Source organism: Desulfopila sp. IMCC35006 (assembly GCF_005116645.1).
In the GTDB taxonomy this organism is placed as follows: Bacteria; Desulfobacterota; Desulfobulbia; order Desulfobulbales; family Desulfocapsaceae; genus Desulforhopalus_A.
The window spans coordinates 398,275-411,653 of record NZ_SWCM01000002.1 but is presented as its reverse complement, the minus strand read 5'-3'; the positions used below and the strand labels follow the sequence as shown (position 1 = coordinate 411,653).

The following is a 13,379-nucleotide window of genomic DNA, read 5'->3' as shown; positions in this document are numbered from 1 at the left end:
GTTGCTCGTTTGAAATGGAGGGAGAGCATGTCCATTGCTGAAAAATCGACCCTGTTGTTTGACCGCTTCACGGTTAAAGGAAACCATGCCGAGAGCGATTATTTTGGCTTGATAAAAGAACTGGTAGCCAACAGACAAAACGAAGGTGCGGTCTGGCAACAGCCAATTGATGCGGCATATGATCTGGTTCGACGGGAAATTCTGGAAAACCAAGGTAAGCCGACCCAATTGATTGCGTTTGGCACTTCAGGCTGGCGGGGAAAACTGGGCAAGGATGTGTTTTGCCATTCCGTGGCCCTGGTCACAACCGCAATTGTGCAAATGTACCAGGCCGTCGACAGTGACCCTGATCTTGGCTCTTTGCTTGGGGTGAAAAGCCTGGCTGAAGCCCAAAAACGTGGGTGTGTACTCGGCTTTGACAACAGGTTTGCCGGCGAGCTTTTAGCCTGTCAGGTGGCTTCTGTTCTGAGCAGTGGCGGTTTTACGGTGCAGTATGCCGGAGAATCAACCACCGGAGTGCTTTCAGCGGCGGTATTGGAGAAGCGTGCGGCTTTTTCGATCAACCTCACGCCCTCGCACAACCCTCTGGAGTACGGCGGATACAAGTTCAACGCAGCCGATGCCGGGCCTGCGGCATCGGAGATTACCGCGAGGATTACCGGCAATGCTCGCGCCCTTGCCGGCGGCAAATTTTCCTATACGACGATTCCGTGCCGTTCAGCAGAGGACATAAAGGTTCTTGATCATGTGCAGCCGTTTGATTCTCTCGAATGCTGGAAAAATCTGGTGCAAAAGAACCACCATGCGCATGGTTTGGATCTTAACGGTTCAATCGGTGCATTTTTAAAGCAGAACGACATGGTTATCGCTGTCGATTGCGTGCATGGTGCGAGCCGTCTGCACATCCATGCTCTGTTCAATGACTGTTCATGCTCCCGGTTGATTCTGCTGCGCAATAATGCGGACGTAACCTTTGGCGGGGTGGCCCCGGAACCATCGACCGCCAATATGCAGGAAGTTGTGCGTATTCTCAAGGAACGGAAGGAACCGCTGAAACTGGGTGCGATAATTGATCCGGACGGGGACAGAATCCGTTTTACCGATGGACACACGGAAATAGGCATGAACCAGTTTGGCGCCATGGCCTATCATTTTCTCCACGAATATAAAAAGAAAAAGGGGATGGTGGCGAAAACGGTCGCCACCTCGAATCTGGCCAACAGTATCGCCGAGAATTTTCAGGAAGAGTTGTTTGAACCAAGTGTCGGATTTAAAAATTTCAAGCCGGTTATAGGCAGTGCCCTGGTTTATTTTGAGGAATCAGACGGGATATCGATAATAGGACATACCCCTGAAAAGGATGCCTATATAGGTCTGCTCCTTGCTCTGGAGATGATGCTTGCCACGAAAATGAACCTTGGCGACTATCTGCGTGAGATTGAAGGCCAGTTTGGTGCTTTTTATCCGGATCGAGACGGGATCGAGGTGCGTGCCAAGGGGGAAGAACTGCAGTCTCTTCTGGCCGGCCTCGAAAAATATGGTGAAGGCAGCACTGTGGCGATCGGTGATTCGGTCCGGCGCATTAGAAAAGTGATCACCATCGATGGTCGAAAAATGGTCTTTGAGGATGGGTCCTGGTTGATGATACGCGCCTCAGGGACAGAGCCTAAGGTCCGTTTTTATGTTGAATCCAGGACAGCAAGCGGAACAGCTGAACTTGTTACCGCTGCAAAAGCAATGCTGACCGAGATTGGAATTTTGTAAAGCGTCTCTTCAGGCTGGTTGCCTTTTGCTGTTCAGGTATTATTGTCAGCTTGTAGTAAAAAATATATTTATTCTATTAAATTCGGGAGCTGTGTATGTGGGAATATACTGACAAGGTGCAGGAACATTTTCTTCACCCGCACAATGTGGGAGAAATTGAAAAGCCGAGCGGGACAGGGGATGTCGGTTCGCTTGCCTGCGGAGATGCGTTGAAATTGACGCTTAAAATTAATAAGGACGATATCATTACCGAAGCCAAATTTAAGACTTTTGGTTGTGCCAGTGCCATTGCATCATCGTCTGTTTTGACGGATATGGTAACCGGTATGTCGGTGGATGAAGCCGCGAAAATTACCAATGAAGATATTGCCAGTGCGCTGGGCGGGCTGCCAAAAGAAAAAATGCATTGTTCCGTAATGGGTCGCGAGGCCCTGGAGGCGGCGATTGCCGACTATCGCGGTCAGGTTTTACCGATGGCGCAAGGCGAAATTGTCTGTGAATGCTTCGGCGTGACCGATCTTGAGATTATCAGGGCCATAAAAGAATCGAGCCTGCGTTCTGTTGAAGAAATCACCAATTTCACCAAGGCTGGCGGCGGATGCGGAAAATGTGAAGATAAGCTGCGGGAAATCTTACAACAAACTGTAAGCGGCAAGGAATCAGCGGTGCCGGTAAATGTAAAGCTTAAACCGAAGAGAATGACCTCGCTGCAGAAGATAAAGAAAATAGAGGAAGTCCTTGAGCGGGAGATTCGGCCAGGCCTTAGAAAAGATGGTGGAGATATTGAGCTGATTGATGTGGATGGTGATTTTGTCATCGTCTCCCTGCGCGGAGCCTGTAAAAGCTGTCATAAGTCGCAAACCACCATAAAGGAATATGTGGAAAAGAAATTACGCGAACTAGTTCTGGAAAGCTTGATCGTGGAGGAAGAGAATTAATGGCCTCGGCAAACCCAAAAACCATCTATATGGACAACAATGCAACTTCTCGGGTTGCACCGGAAGTTGTTGAGGCAATGATGCCATATCTGACGGAGTCCTACGGTAATCCGTCGAGCATGCATACCTTCGGCGGCCAGGTAGGAGAAGCAGTCAAGACGGCACGGAAAAAAGTGGCAGACCTGCTGGGGGCTGATCCCGAGGAAATAACCTTTACCAGTTGCGGCACCGAGAGTGATTCCACTGCGATCCTTTCGGCGTTGCGGACCTTTCCCGAAAAAAGACACGTAATCACAACCAGGGTTGAACATCCAGCGGTTAAAAACCTCTGCGACAGTCTGCAAACGGTAACCGGTCATAAATACAAGGTCACTCGATTGAAAGTTGATTCGGAAGGCATGCTGGATATGGCCGAATACGAAGCAGCTCTTACCGACGATACGGCCATTGTCAGTGTGATGTGGGCCAATAACGAGACGGGTGTCATATTCCCGGTTGAAGAAATGGCCGCAATGGCCAAACAGAGAGGTATTCTTTTTCACACTGATGCAGTGCAGGCTGTTGGCAAAATAGATATCGACCTGGCCCAACTGGATATTGATTTCTTGTCCTTGTCAGGCCACAAACTGCATGCCCCCAAAGGGATAGGGGTGCTGTATATTAAGAGAGGGACGCTCTTTGTGCCATTTTTAACCGGAGGTCACCAGGAAAGTGGTCGACGGGGAGGTACCGAAAACGTCGCCTCGATTGTTGGTCTGGGTCGCGCCTGTGAGCTTGCCGGCGAGAAAATGGCTGAGGAAAACGGGAGGGTAAAGCAGCTTCGTGATAAGCTCGAAGAAGGCTTATTGGCAAAAGTGCCAAAGTCCATGCTGAACGGACACAAAACAGCCCGTTTACCCAATACCGCAAATATCAGTTTTGAGTTTGTCGAAGGTGAAGCAATTCTGCTGCACATGAATCAACACAGGATTTGTGCTTCATCAGGTTCCGCATGTACGTCAGGGTCTCTCGAGCCGTCGCACGTGCTTCGGGCGATGGGGGTTCCCTTTACTGCAGCTCATGGCTCAATCCGATTTTCTCTTAGTGTCTATAACACCGAAGAAGAGGTCGATTTTGTAATTGAAAAAATGCCTGCCATCATAGCGTCTTTGAGGAAAATGTCACCGTTCTGGAAGGGATGAGGCGTTCTGCCCTCGTTTCTTTTGTTTTTGCGCATACTGTTTGAAAGATTACTGATAGCGTCGAGTTGTATGACCCATAATTCTTTTGGCGTACGCAACAGCACCCTCCTGCCCCGCTGCAAAGAGCGGGGTAATGTCCCTCACGGGATGACTTCTTTAAAAGCACAAAATTATTAATCGCCGCCACTAAAAGAATTTTCTTTGAATCTTCTTACCTCTATGCAGCATCGAGGTGAGAAGATTTTTTTTTTGTGTTATTCATCCTCATGAATAGGAATTCCTTTTATCTGGACGGATTGTGTGGTTTATTTTAAGAGTGGCGTGTTTTTTTGAGCCTTCTTTTGCAATGGTTCACAATTCTATATTTTTAATGGTTATCGGTTATGGCGCTAAGAAGTACTGGGACACAACGTCGATCCTCAATGAAACAGACAGTGAAGGATCAGTCGGGTGCAGGAAAAATTAAGATTGGCGAGCTGTTAAGCAAGGCGGGCTATATAACCCCGACGCAGCTGGAGGCGGCCAAGAAAATACTGCAGAAAAGTGGCGGCAGGCTTAGTACCATTTTACGGCAGTTGGAATATATCGACGAAAACACCGTTTTTACCTTTCTCAGTCGTCAGCATAATTATCCCGCAGTTGTTATCAAGAACGAACCGCCTTCAAAGGAAGCCCTCAAACTGCTGAAATATGAGCAGGTCAAAGAATACCTGGCCTTTCCCATGCGCATGGCCGGTAACACGCTGCAGATCACCATGGCTGAACCTTCTAATTCCACCGCGGTGGAGGAGATTCAGAATCTGGTGAATATGGAGTTATCCGTCTGTGTCTCGACAGAGCGGGATATTGTTGATGCCTATCAGAAATATTATGGCATTGGCGAGGAGGAAGCAGAGTCTTTTCTAGGTGTTAAAGAAGAAGTCGAAGACGAACTCGATATAACCAATGTCGATGATTTTGGTTCGATCGTTGCTGAAGCCGCCGACGACTTTGAACTGGAGGTCGACGACACCGACGACACAGGCGAACAGTTCGCCGCATCGGATGCACCCATTATCAAACTGGTAAACGGTATTCTGATCAAAGCTGTCCAGGATGGGGTATCCGATATTCATATCGAACCCTATGAAAAAAGTATGCAGGTCCGCTATCGTAAGGATGGATCCCTGTTTAAAACGATGAATCTGCCTCTGACCATTAAAAATGCCCTGGTCGCCCGAATGAAGATTCTGTCCGGCCTGGATATCACCGAAAGAAGAGTTCCCCAGGATGGGCGCATCAAGATGCGCATGGGCAAGAATCGATCCGTCGACTTTCGGGTTTCGTCCCTGCCTACTTTGTATGGCGAATCGGTGGTTCTGCGTATTCTCGATAAATCTTCGTTGAATGTCGATCTCACTAAGCTCGGTTTTGAGGTTGAGACCTTTGAAATGCTGAAAAGATGTCTCAGTAATCCCCAGGGCTTGCTGCTGGTAACCGGTCCTACCGGTTCAGGCAAGACGGTTACCCTCTATTCCGCCCTTAACTCCATGAACAGTGAAGATATAAAGATCCTCACGGCCGAGGATCCGGTCGAGTTCAACTTTAAAGGTATCAATCAGGTCAATGTCCATCAGGAAGTAGGCATGACTTTTGCCGCTGCCCTGAAGGCTTTTCTCCGGCAGGATCCAGATATAATCATGGTAGGTGAGATACGGGATATTGAGACGGCTGAAATTGCCATTAAGGCAGCCATGACCGGCCATCTCGTTTTTTCCACGCTCCATACCAACGACAGTCCTGCTACTATCGGTCGTCTGGTCGATATTGGTATTCCACCCTATATGCTCGCTTCTTCCGTGAGCATGGTGCTTTCCCAGCGGTTGGGACGGAAATTGTGTTCAAAATGCAAAAAAATCGTCGAATATTCCCCTGAGGAGCTAATCAAGGTCGGTTTCCATGAAGAAGAGGTGGCCAATCTGACAATATACGGACCGAACGGCTGCCAGGAGTGTAATAACCTCGGTTATAAAGGGCGGGTCGGTTTTTTCGAGCTGATGGAAATCACCGAGGAGGTTGCCAAAGCGATCAGTGCCGAGGTTCCTGAGGACCAGCTGCGAAAGGTAGCAGTCAAGGAGGGCATGACGCCGCTGCGGGAAGCGGCCCTGCAGAAAGTCAGGGCGGGGATTACCAGTATCGAGGAAGCCCTGCGGCGAACGGTCGCCCATAAAGATAGCCTGCCGGCATACATGGTCAATCCGGATGAGGAGCAGTATGAAGACGGCGATGTCATTATCCGGGAGGGGAATAAGGATATAGATTTTTTCAAACTGATCCGTGGTGGTCTTACGGTCGTCAAAGGCGGCAAAAAAATTGCCGAACTCACAGAACCCGGAGAATATTTCGGGGAAATGGCCTCGATTACCGGAGAGCATAGAACTGCCTCGATCATATCCCAGGGAAGATCGACGGTAAAACGATTTCCCGGAGACAAGCTTGAGGAAATAATAGAAAAATATCCAGATGTCTCCAATTATCTCTTTAAGACCATGACCAGGCGTTTACAAAAATCCAACCAGATCATCGTCAAACTTGCCGGTGGAGGGCGTCGACCGCCCACCGGACCGCCGCCGCAACAGGCCAGATCGTAGACGGCAGCAGGTTTGGTTATGTTGGCCGGCTCGACCTCAGTGGGAAGCGTTAAATCGGTAAAGAAGGAGCTGCGCGTAGTGGCGCTGCTTGACGGGCGACCCGGTCATGAAAAACAGACCATGGGCATCATCCATGCGCTTCAACAAAGATGCTCCGTCGAGATTGTTTCGATAAAGGTCGGACGTTTGGCCCTGCTGGATGAGGCGCTGCAAACGATTCGTCTGTTGCTCCCCGGGAGTGTGGGCGGGGCGGATGACCCGAGAATTGCTGAGGCCGATCTGTTGATTGGTACCGGCAGCCGTACGCATCTTCCGGTCCTTTTCTACAAGAAAAAATATGCAATTCCTGCTGTTACCTGCATGACGCCGCCCTGGTATCTGCAGCATCGGTTCGATCTGTGTTTTGTGCCGGAACATGACGGCAAGCGTGAGGGCGGCAATATTGCACTCACCGTTGGTGCTCCTAATGCTTCGATCGACAAAAGAGAACACCAGGCAGAATGCGGCCTGATTCTGCTGGGTGGGGTGGATACCAAAAGCCATCGATGGGAGAGTCGCCAGATTGTCGAGATGGTCGAAAAAATAGTGAGCACGGATACGGGAAAAATCTGGACGGTTTCTTCCTCTCCCAGGACTCCGCACGAAACAGTGGCTTTGATCTCTGCGCTTTCGGAGACATACGATAACATCCATTTTTTTGATTACAGAGACACCCCTCCCGGCTGGATAGAAAAGCAATATGACAAAAACAGTGTGGTGTGGGTGACCGCCGATTCTATTTCCATGATTTATGAGGCCATTACCGCTGGCTGTCGGGTGGGCATCTTTCCCATGCAATGGCTGCGTGAAAACAGCAAATTCAGAAGAAACGAACTTCTTCTGATCAATAAAAAACTGGTAACCCCCTTTGCCACATGGGAAGAGGGTAAGATGAACCAGGGCGACGGCCAAAACCTTAATGAAGCACAACGATGTGCTGAGCGGATCTTAGCGAAATGGTGGCCGGAAAACTTACAATAGTGCAAATTCTGCCGGAACTTGACGAGGGCGGGGTAGAGGGGGAGACCTTTGATCTTGCCGTCTACCTGGCAGCGCATGGGCATCGATCCATAGTCATCTCCGGCGGGGGCCGACTGGTGGCACAACTGGAGCAGGCCGGGTGCGTGCATATAACCTGGCCCCATATTGGGGAAAAGAGTGTGCGTTGTCTGCCATATATTTCGAAATTGCGCTCCCTGTTGATCGCGGAGCAGGTTGATGTGCTGCATTTGCGATCACGCCTGCCGGCCTGGGTGGGCTATCTTGCCTGGAAACTTCTGCCGACTTCCGAAAGACCGGCGCTTATCACCACTTTTCATGGCTTTCACTCCATAAATTTTTATTCAGCGATAATGACCAAAGGGGAACGTGTGGTTGCTGTATCGGAGATTATAAAAAAGCATATCCTCGATAACTACCGGGTTGATCCTCAGATCATCAGCTTGATTTATGGTGGATTTGACAGCAGAGCATTTTCTCCTGATGCCGTTTCAGTTGATCGCATTCGGCAATTACATAATAGGTGGCTGACCGGCCATGAAGGGAGACCCGTTATTATTCTTCCCGGCAGGTTTACCCAGTTGAAAGGTCAAGATGTTCTGATTGAAAGTCTCGCTCTCATCAAAGACCGGGAGTTTGTCTGTCTGCTCGTAGGAGATACTGAAGAACATCCGGCATTTACCCAGAAATTGCGTGATCAGATACAATTATACGGGCTCGAAGATAAAGTTCTGCTCGCAGGGCACTGCAGCGATATGCCTGCGGCACTGCTTCTGGCGGATATCGTTGTTTCGGCGTCTTCCACCAGGCCGGAGGCGTTTGGCAAAGTGGCCATCGAGGCGATGGCCATGGGCAAACCGATTATCGCGACGGCCCATGGCGGCAGTCTGGAGACAGTCATGCCGGGGAAGACCGGCTGGCTGGTGCCGCCGCTTGATGCAAGAGCGATGGCGGAGGCTATCAGCGAGGCGCTCTCGGACCCGCTCACCGCTGAAAAAATGGGTCGACAGGGGCAGGCATGGGTAAATACACATTTCACTGCACAGATCATGTGTGAAAAAACTGTTGCACTCTATTATGAGGCCCGGCAGGAAAAAAGACGCTGAACTGAAAAAGCAGACTGCCTCTCAGTTGGCAATAACAGTTATTCCCTTTTACAATGGCGTTCGAGGAATTCACACTCCTTGGGCGACAAATCGAATTTTTTAACCACTTTTTCAAGCAGTTTCCAGCGTGCTGTCTCCGGCTTTTCCTCTACCAGCTCTGAAAATTCCTTGATTGCTTTCTGCATTTTGTCCCCGGGGGGATGGATCGTCGTTTTGGGCATAGGGTGTACCTTTTATTAATAGTCATTTATGAATGTGATGAGCACTAAGGTTCAGCTTAGAAGGTGTCCATTGGGATATGAGATGCCCTTTGCACGGGTGTTCCGCAGCCCGGATGGCTGCGGTCAAGCCCCCAGGGCTGGGTTTATGGCGTCCCGTGCAAAGGGCATCTCATATCCCAATGTAGCTGAGGTTTAGCAGTAATCACATGTATGAATTAAAACTCTTCTCTCATCGGTTCAAGGATGATTCCGGCCAGAGGGGGAATTGTCATAATCGTATGAAAAGGCGCCTGGGCGAAAGGGCTCTGTATCGGACTGTAGTCTATTTTATCGCTGGCGTCTGAGCCGCCAAATCTTGAATCATCGGAGCAGAAAACCTCGCGATATTTGCAATTTTCGGGCAGGCCCACCTGGTACGATACAAATGTCTGCGGCGTATAATTAAAAACGGCAACAAGATGCCGCGCCCGATCTTTGCCATATCTGGCAAAGGAGATGATGGAATTGTTCCTGTCTTCCAGGTCAAGCCATCGAAACCCTTCTCCAGAAAAATCAAGTTGCCAGAGCGCAGGTTGCGCTTTATACATCCTGTTGAGTTCGGCAACGAACTGCTGCATCTGCCCATGATAAACGCCTTCCTGCAAGAGATGCCAGTCGAGGCTCCGCTTGCAATACCATTCCGACCATTGGCCGAATTCCCCGCCCATAAAGAGCAGTTTCTTGCCAGGATGCATCCACATCGTCAGGAGAAGCAGGCGGAGGTTGGCGAATTTTTGCCATAAATCACCGGGCATTTTATCGAGAAGCGATTTTTTACCGTGGACAACTTCATCGTGGGACAGGGGCAGGATGAAGTTTTCCGAAAATGCATACATGATCGAAAAGGTAAGGCTGTTATGGTGAAATTTTCGATAGAGCGGATCTTTGGCGAAATAGTTCAGAATATCGTTCATCCACCCCATATTCCACTTGAACCCAAAACCCAGGCCACCCTGGTCGGTCGGTTTTGATACGCCATAGAAATTTGTTGATTCTTCGGCGATGAGCAGGGTGTCCGGGAAGATATCATAGACGATGGAGTTCAGGTGGCGGAGAAACTCGATTGCTTCGAGATTCTCTTTGCCGCCATGGCAATTGGGCAGCCATTCTCCGTCATTTCTGGCGTAATCAAGATAGATCATCGACGCCACAGCATCGACACGTAAGCCATCAATGTGGTAGGTGTCCAGCCAGAAAAGGGCATTGGCGATGAGGTAGTTACTCACTTCGTTTCTGCCATAATTAAATATATAGGTACCCCATTCCGGATGAGAACCCCGCCGAAAATCCTCGTGCTCATAGAGGGCTGTGCCGTCAAACTGGCCCAGACTGTGGTTGTCCTTGGGGAAGTGGGCCGGCACCCAGTCCAGGATCACCCCGATATTATTTTTATGACAACAGTCGACAAAATACATGAACTCGTCCGCAGTTCCGTATCGGCTGCTGATACTGAATGGGGCCGTGACCTGATAGCCCCACGACTCGTCAAGCGGATGCTCCATAACCGGCATCAGTTCGATATGGGTAAAACCGAGCTGCTGCACGTAGGGAATTAAGATATCGGCAAGTTCACGATAGGTGAGGAAACGATCTGGGTCATCTGGATCTCTCTTCCAGGAACCGGGATGGACTTCATAGATGGACAGTGGCCCATCGTAAGGAGAGGTGTTTCGTTTTGCCTCCTGCCATTGCTGGTCATGCCAGTTGAAGGTATCCAGTGATTGGACGATTGATCCGTTTTTGGGGCGTATTTCTCCGTAAAACTGAAATGGGTCGCATTTTTCCAGAATATGCCCTTGCTGGGTCTTTATCGCAAATTTATAAATTTCATTTTCCTGCAGATGGGGGACGAAGAGTTCCCAGATGCCGGAAGCGCCAAGGCTTCGCATCTGATGCACCCGCCCATCCCAGCTGTTGAAGTTGCCGACTACGGAGACTGCTTGAGCATTTGGTGCCCATACCCGAAAAATAGTGCCGCAGACATTGTAAATCTTTGTTTTATGTGCACCTAAATGATTGTATAATTTATAGTTTTTCCCTCCATTAAACAGGAAGCGATCCTCTTCGCTCAGCTGGACCGTAAACCTGTAGGGATCGTTTGTTGACCATACTGTTCCATTGTAAAAGTGTATTTCGTACTGGTAGGCATCGGGGTTTAAAGATGGATTCTTTAACTGCTGGGTCTCCAGGGTAAGGGCAAAAATACCGTCCCCATGGATGCGTTCCATGTCGTACGCTTTCCCTTCAAGACGCAGTTTTATCGCGGAGGCGTGGGGTTGAAAGGTTCGCAGGGTCACTGATTCATCATGGGAACCAGAAAAATGGGCTCCGAGATAATGAAAAGGATCATGGTGACAACAGTTCAGAATTTTATCTACATCACTTTGCATGGTGTGTCTGCTCAGGCTTGATCAGGTTTTTCGGGAAGTTGCCGGCATGAGGGTTGTGTCCTCTCGTTCCAGTTGTTAATAGTATGGTATAATCGGTGATTTGTCATGGTCAATCTCCCCTCCGGGCGGAATTGTCCTTTTTCCATTCGACTCTTGACGCAAATAACCATGGTTTGTTAGATTTACAGGGAAAGACAAGATTTTTTTGTTTGCCAGTCCTCCCGTTTCTTCAGGATATACTGCTATGAATGAACAAGCAAACCACGGAAACTACTCTCTGGCGGGGAGCTTTCTGGTGTCTACCCCACAAATGCCTGATCCCCGCTTTGAGGAGCATGTCATTTACATGTGTGCCCATAACGCAGATGGGGCAATGGGAGTCTCCGTCAACAGGCCTAATCCGTTGTTCTCTCTGGCTGAGATACTCCAGGGCGCTAATTTACCGGTTCCGGATAAAAAACTGGCACCGGTACATATCGGCGGACCGGTTGATTTAGAGTCTGCCTTTATTTTGTATCGCTCGGATTATACTGCGGAACATAAGCTTGATATCAGCCGGACGGTTTCCCTGACCAGAGAAATAAAAGTTTTGGAAGAAATTGCCAGAGGCGGCGGGCCTGCCACCTATTTATTTATATTAGGCTATACCGGTTGGGGACCGGGGCAGCTGGAAAATGAACTGTTGAATAACGGCTGGCTGACCTTACCTGCCAATGACTCCATTATTTTCGATATGCCTGATGAACTCAAATGGAAGGCCGCTGCGATGGAATATGGCATAGATATAGCCACCTTTGAAGATGTTATCGGTAACGCCTGATAGCCCCGCTGATTCTTGGTCTTTCACGCTTACTGGGCCTCATTTATGACGCGTCGATCTGCTCGTGCCTCGTCCTGACTGGATAAAATACAGTTATGAGCAATACAAAAATATGACTCGGTATCATGGAGAGCAGCCACGAATTAAAAAAGCACCCTATCACTAAGGACAGTACCGTGGCCTGAAGAGCAAAGGCCTGTTCGCGCTCTTGTAAACGGAGCAACCGGAACGAACGTATCACTGGATCCAGAAAGAATAATAATAAGAAAACGCATCCGACCAGCCCTATCTGTACCGCTGTTAACAGAAATTCATTGTGCGGGTCGCTTGCCGCCTCCGTGGCTGTACCTGCTATAAGCTTTTTCTGCACTGTCGCATAACTGCCGGTGCCATATCCAAATAGTGGTTTTTCTTTGATCAAGTCGATGCTGTCCTGATACCAGTCTAATCGCAGTCCAATACTTGTCCGGGAATTTTTTTCTTCCGGGTGATAGGCTTTTAAATTGTTGATTGTCAGTTGGACTCGTTGCTGAATGGATTGTGATGTGTAAAATACCCCCACCCCCAGACAGACGGTCAGAGCGAGAGCTATTCCTTGTTTTTTCAGCGGGAAATGCTGCACAACAAAAAGCAGCGCCAGGCCGATAGAAATCAGCCAGCCTGTTCTGGTGTGAAGGATAAAAAAGATATCATAGCACAGCACAAGAAAAAAACCTGTCCATAAAACCCTCCGCGTTTTTTCCTGCAGGGCTCTTTGAAGAACAAGATAGGCAAAAATTACCAGGAAGCCACCGCCGCTCCTCTTAACCGACATTACATTAGGTTCGAGGAGGTGAAAATGCACCAGGTAGGCATTAACAAGAACCACCAGGTAGCCCAACAGAAAGGCATTCACCACATTTCTCGGCACATTAACATGTCCTTTTGTGAGTGATAAGACGATGGGAATAAACAGCAGCAGGCGGTATTTTTTTAAAAAACCCACCGAGTCGATAAGAGGGGCGGGGGAGTAAGATACGCCGATCAGTAATAGACAACAAAAAATAATTCCAAAAACTGTTATGGAATTCTCTTTTATTATGCCGGGAATATTTTTAAAGGTGCCTGAGGCAAGCCAGCAGATAAGCATGACGGTAGAGAAAAGTGCTATCATCGACGACGAAAGCAGACAGGAAAAACAAGTGAGATACAGGGCATAAATGCCGTACCCCTGCCATCGCTCTGAGTGACTGATAATTTTTGTGGTCATAGT

10 protein-coding genes are annotated in these 13,379 nt (G+C 48.9%); 7 read left to right on the top strand and 3 right to left on the bottom strand.

Annotated features, from left to right (window positions below; genetic code table 11):
• The first annotated feature begins 27 nt into the window (after positions 1–27).
• From FCL47_RS05720 to FCL47_RS05695, 6 genes are all read left to right on the top strand, one after another.
• Positions 28–1,764: a phosphoglucomutase gene (locus FCL47_RS05720; RefSeq protein WP_136812511.1), complete on the top strand. Its 1,737-nt coding sequence runs from the start codon at positions 28–30 to the stop codon at positions 1,762–1,764.
• Positions 1,765–1,859: 95 nt separating this feature from the next.
• Positions 1,860–2,702, top strand: a complete 843-nt coding sequence (nifU, locus tag FCL47_RS05715) for a Fe-S cluster assembly protein NifU (protein ID WP_136812510.1) — start codon at positions 1,860–1,862, stop codon at positions 2,700–2,702.
• Complete coding sequence (gene nifS / locus FCL47_RS05710) at positions 2,702–3,883, top strand: cysteine desulfurase NifS (protein WP_136812509.1); 1,182 nt, start codon at positions 2,702–2,704, stop codon at positions 3,881–3,883. The genes nifU and nifS overlap by 1 nt, the downstream gene beginning before the upstream one ends.
• A gap of 422 nt (positions 3,884–4,305) precedes the next feature.
• Positions 4,306–6,513, top strand: coding sequence for a type IV-A pilus assembly ATPase PilB (gene pilB / locus FCL47_RS05705; RefSeq protein WP_240744147.1), 2,208 nt, complete (start codon positions 4,306–4,308; stop codon positions 6,511–6,513).
• Positions 6,514–6,531: 18 nt separating this feature from the next.
• On the top strand, positions 6,532–7,533 hold the full coding sequence (locus FCL47_RS05700; RefSeq protein WP_136812507.1) for a mitochondrial fission ELM1 family protein: 1,002 nt from the start codon (positions 6,532–6,534) through the stop codon (positions 7,531–7,533).
• Complete coding sequence (locus FCL47_RS05695) at positions 7,509–8,657, top strand: glycosyltransferase family 4 protein (protein ID WP_136812506.1); 1,149 nt, start codon at positions 7,509–7,511, stop codon at positions 8,655–8,657. The genes FCL47_RS05700 and FCL47_RS05695 overlap by 25 nt, the downstream gene beginning before the upstream one ends.
• 38 nt (positions 8,658–8,695) lie before the next feature.
• Here FCL47_RS05695 and FCL47_RS05690 read toward each other — a convergent pair whose 3' ends face one another.
• Both FCL47_RS05690 and glgB read right to left on the bottom strand, forming a co-directional pair.
• Positions 8,696–8,842: a hypothetical protein gene (locus tag FCL47_RS05690; RefSeq protein WP_205747232.1), complete on the bottom strand. Its 147-nt coding sequence runs from the start codon at positions 8,840–8,842 to the stop codon at positions 8,696–8,698.
• 251 nt (positions 8,843–9,093) lie between these two features.
• Entirely contained in the window at positions 9,094–11,307 is a 2,214-nt protein-coding gene (glgB, locus tag FCL47_RS05685) for a 1,4-alpha-glucan branching protein GlgB (RefSeq protein ID WP_136812504.1), read from the bottom strand.
• A gap of 244 nt (positions 11,308–11,551) precedes the next feature.
• On the opposite strand from glgB, the gene FCL47_RS05680 reads away from it, so the two are divergent.
• On the top strand, positions 11,552–12,127 hold the full coding sequence (locus FCL47_RS05680; RefSeq protein WP_136812503.1) for a YqgE/AlgH family protein: 576 nt from the start codon (positions 11,552–11,554) through the stop codon (positions 12,125–12,127).
• A 43-nt stretch (positions 12,128–12,170) separates the two neighbouring features.
• Here the strand turns inward: FCL47_RS05680 and FCL47_RS05675 are convergent, their stop codons facing one another.
• Positions 12,171–13,376 (bottom strand): O-antigen ligase, encoded by a 1,206-nt coding sequence (locus FCL47_RS05675; RefSeq protein WP_167496377.1) that lies wholly within the window; start codon positions 13,374–13,376, stop codon positions 12,171–12,173.
• Positions 13,377–13,379: the final 3 nt, after the last annotated feature.

Excerpts from the sequence above, each read along its gene's own strand:
- pilB (WP_240744147.1), top strand. The coding sequence starts at position 4,306 with ATGAAACAGACAGTGAAGGATCAGTCGGGTGCAGGAAAAATTAAGATT.
- glgB (WP_136812504.1), bottom strand. The coding sequence starts at position 11,307 with ATGCAAAGTGATGTAGATAAAATTCTGAACTGTTGTCACCATGATCCT.
- nifS (WP_136812509.1), top strand. The coding sequence starts at position 2,702 with ATGGCCTCGGCAAACCCAAAAACCATCTATATGGACAACAATGCAACT.
- FCL47_RS05690 (WP_205747232.1), bottom strand. The coding sequence starts at position 8,842 with ATGCAGAAAGCAATCAAGGAATTTTCAGAGCTGGTAGAGGAAAAGCCG.
- FCL47_RS05720 (WP_136812511.1), top strand. The coding sequence starts at position 28 with ATGTCCATTGCTGAAAAATCGACCCTGTTGTTTGACCGCTTCACGGTT.
- FCL47_RS05700 (WP_136812507.1), top strand. The coding sequence starts at position 6,532 with ATGTTGGCCGGCTCGACCTCAGTGGGAAGCGTTAAATCGGTAAAGAAG.
- nifU (WP_136812510.1), top strand. The coding sequence starts at position 1,860 with ATGTGGGAATATACTGACAAGGTGCAGGAACATTTTCTTCACCCGCAC.
- FCL47_RS05680 (WP_136812503.1), top strand. The coding sequence starts at position 11,552 with ATGAATGAACAAGCAAACCACGGAAACTACTCTCTGGCGGGGAGCTTT.
- FCL47_RS05695 (WP_136812506.1), top strand. The coding sequence starts at position 7,509 with ATGGTGGCCGGAAAACTTACAATAGTGCAAATTCTGCCGGAACTTGAC.
- FCL47_RS05675 (WP_167496377.1), bottom strand. The coding sequence starts at position 13,376 with ATGACCACAAAAATTATCAGTCACTCAGAGCGATGGCAGGGGTACGGC.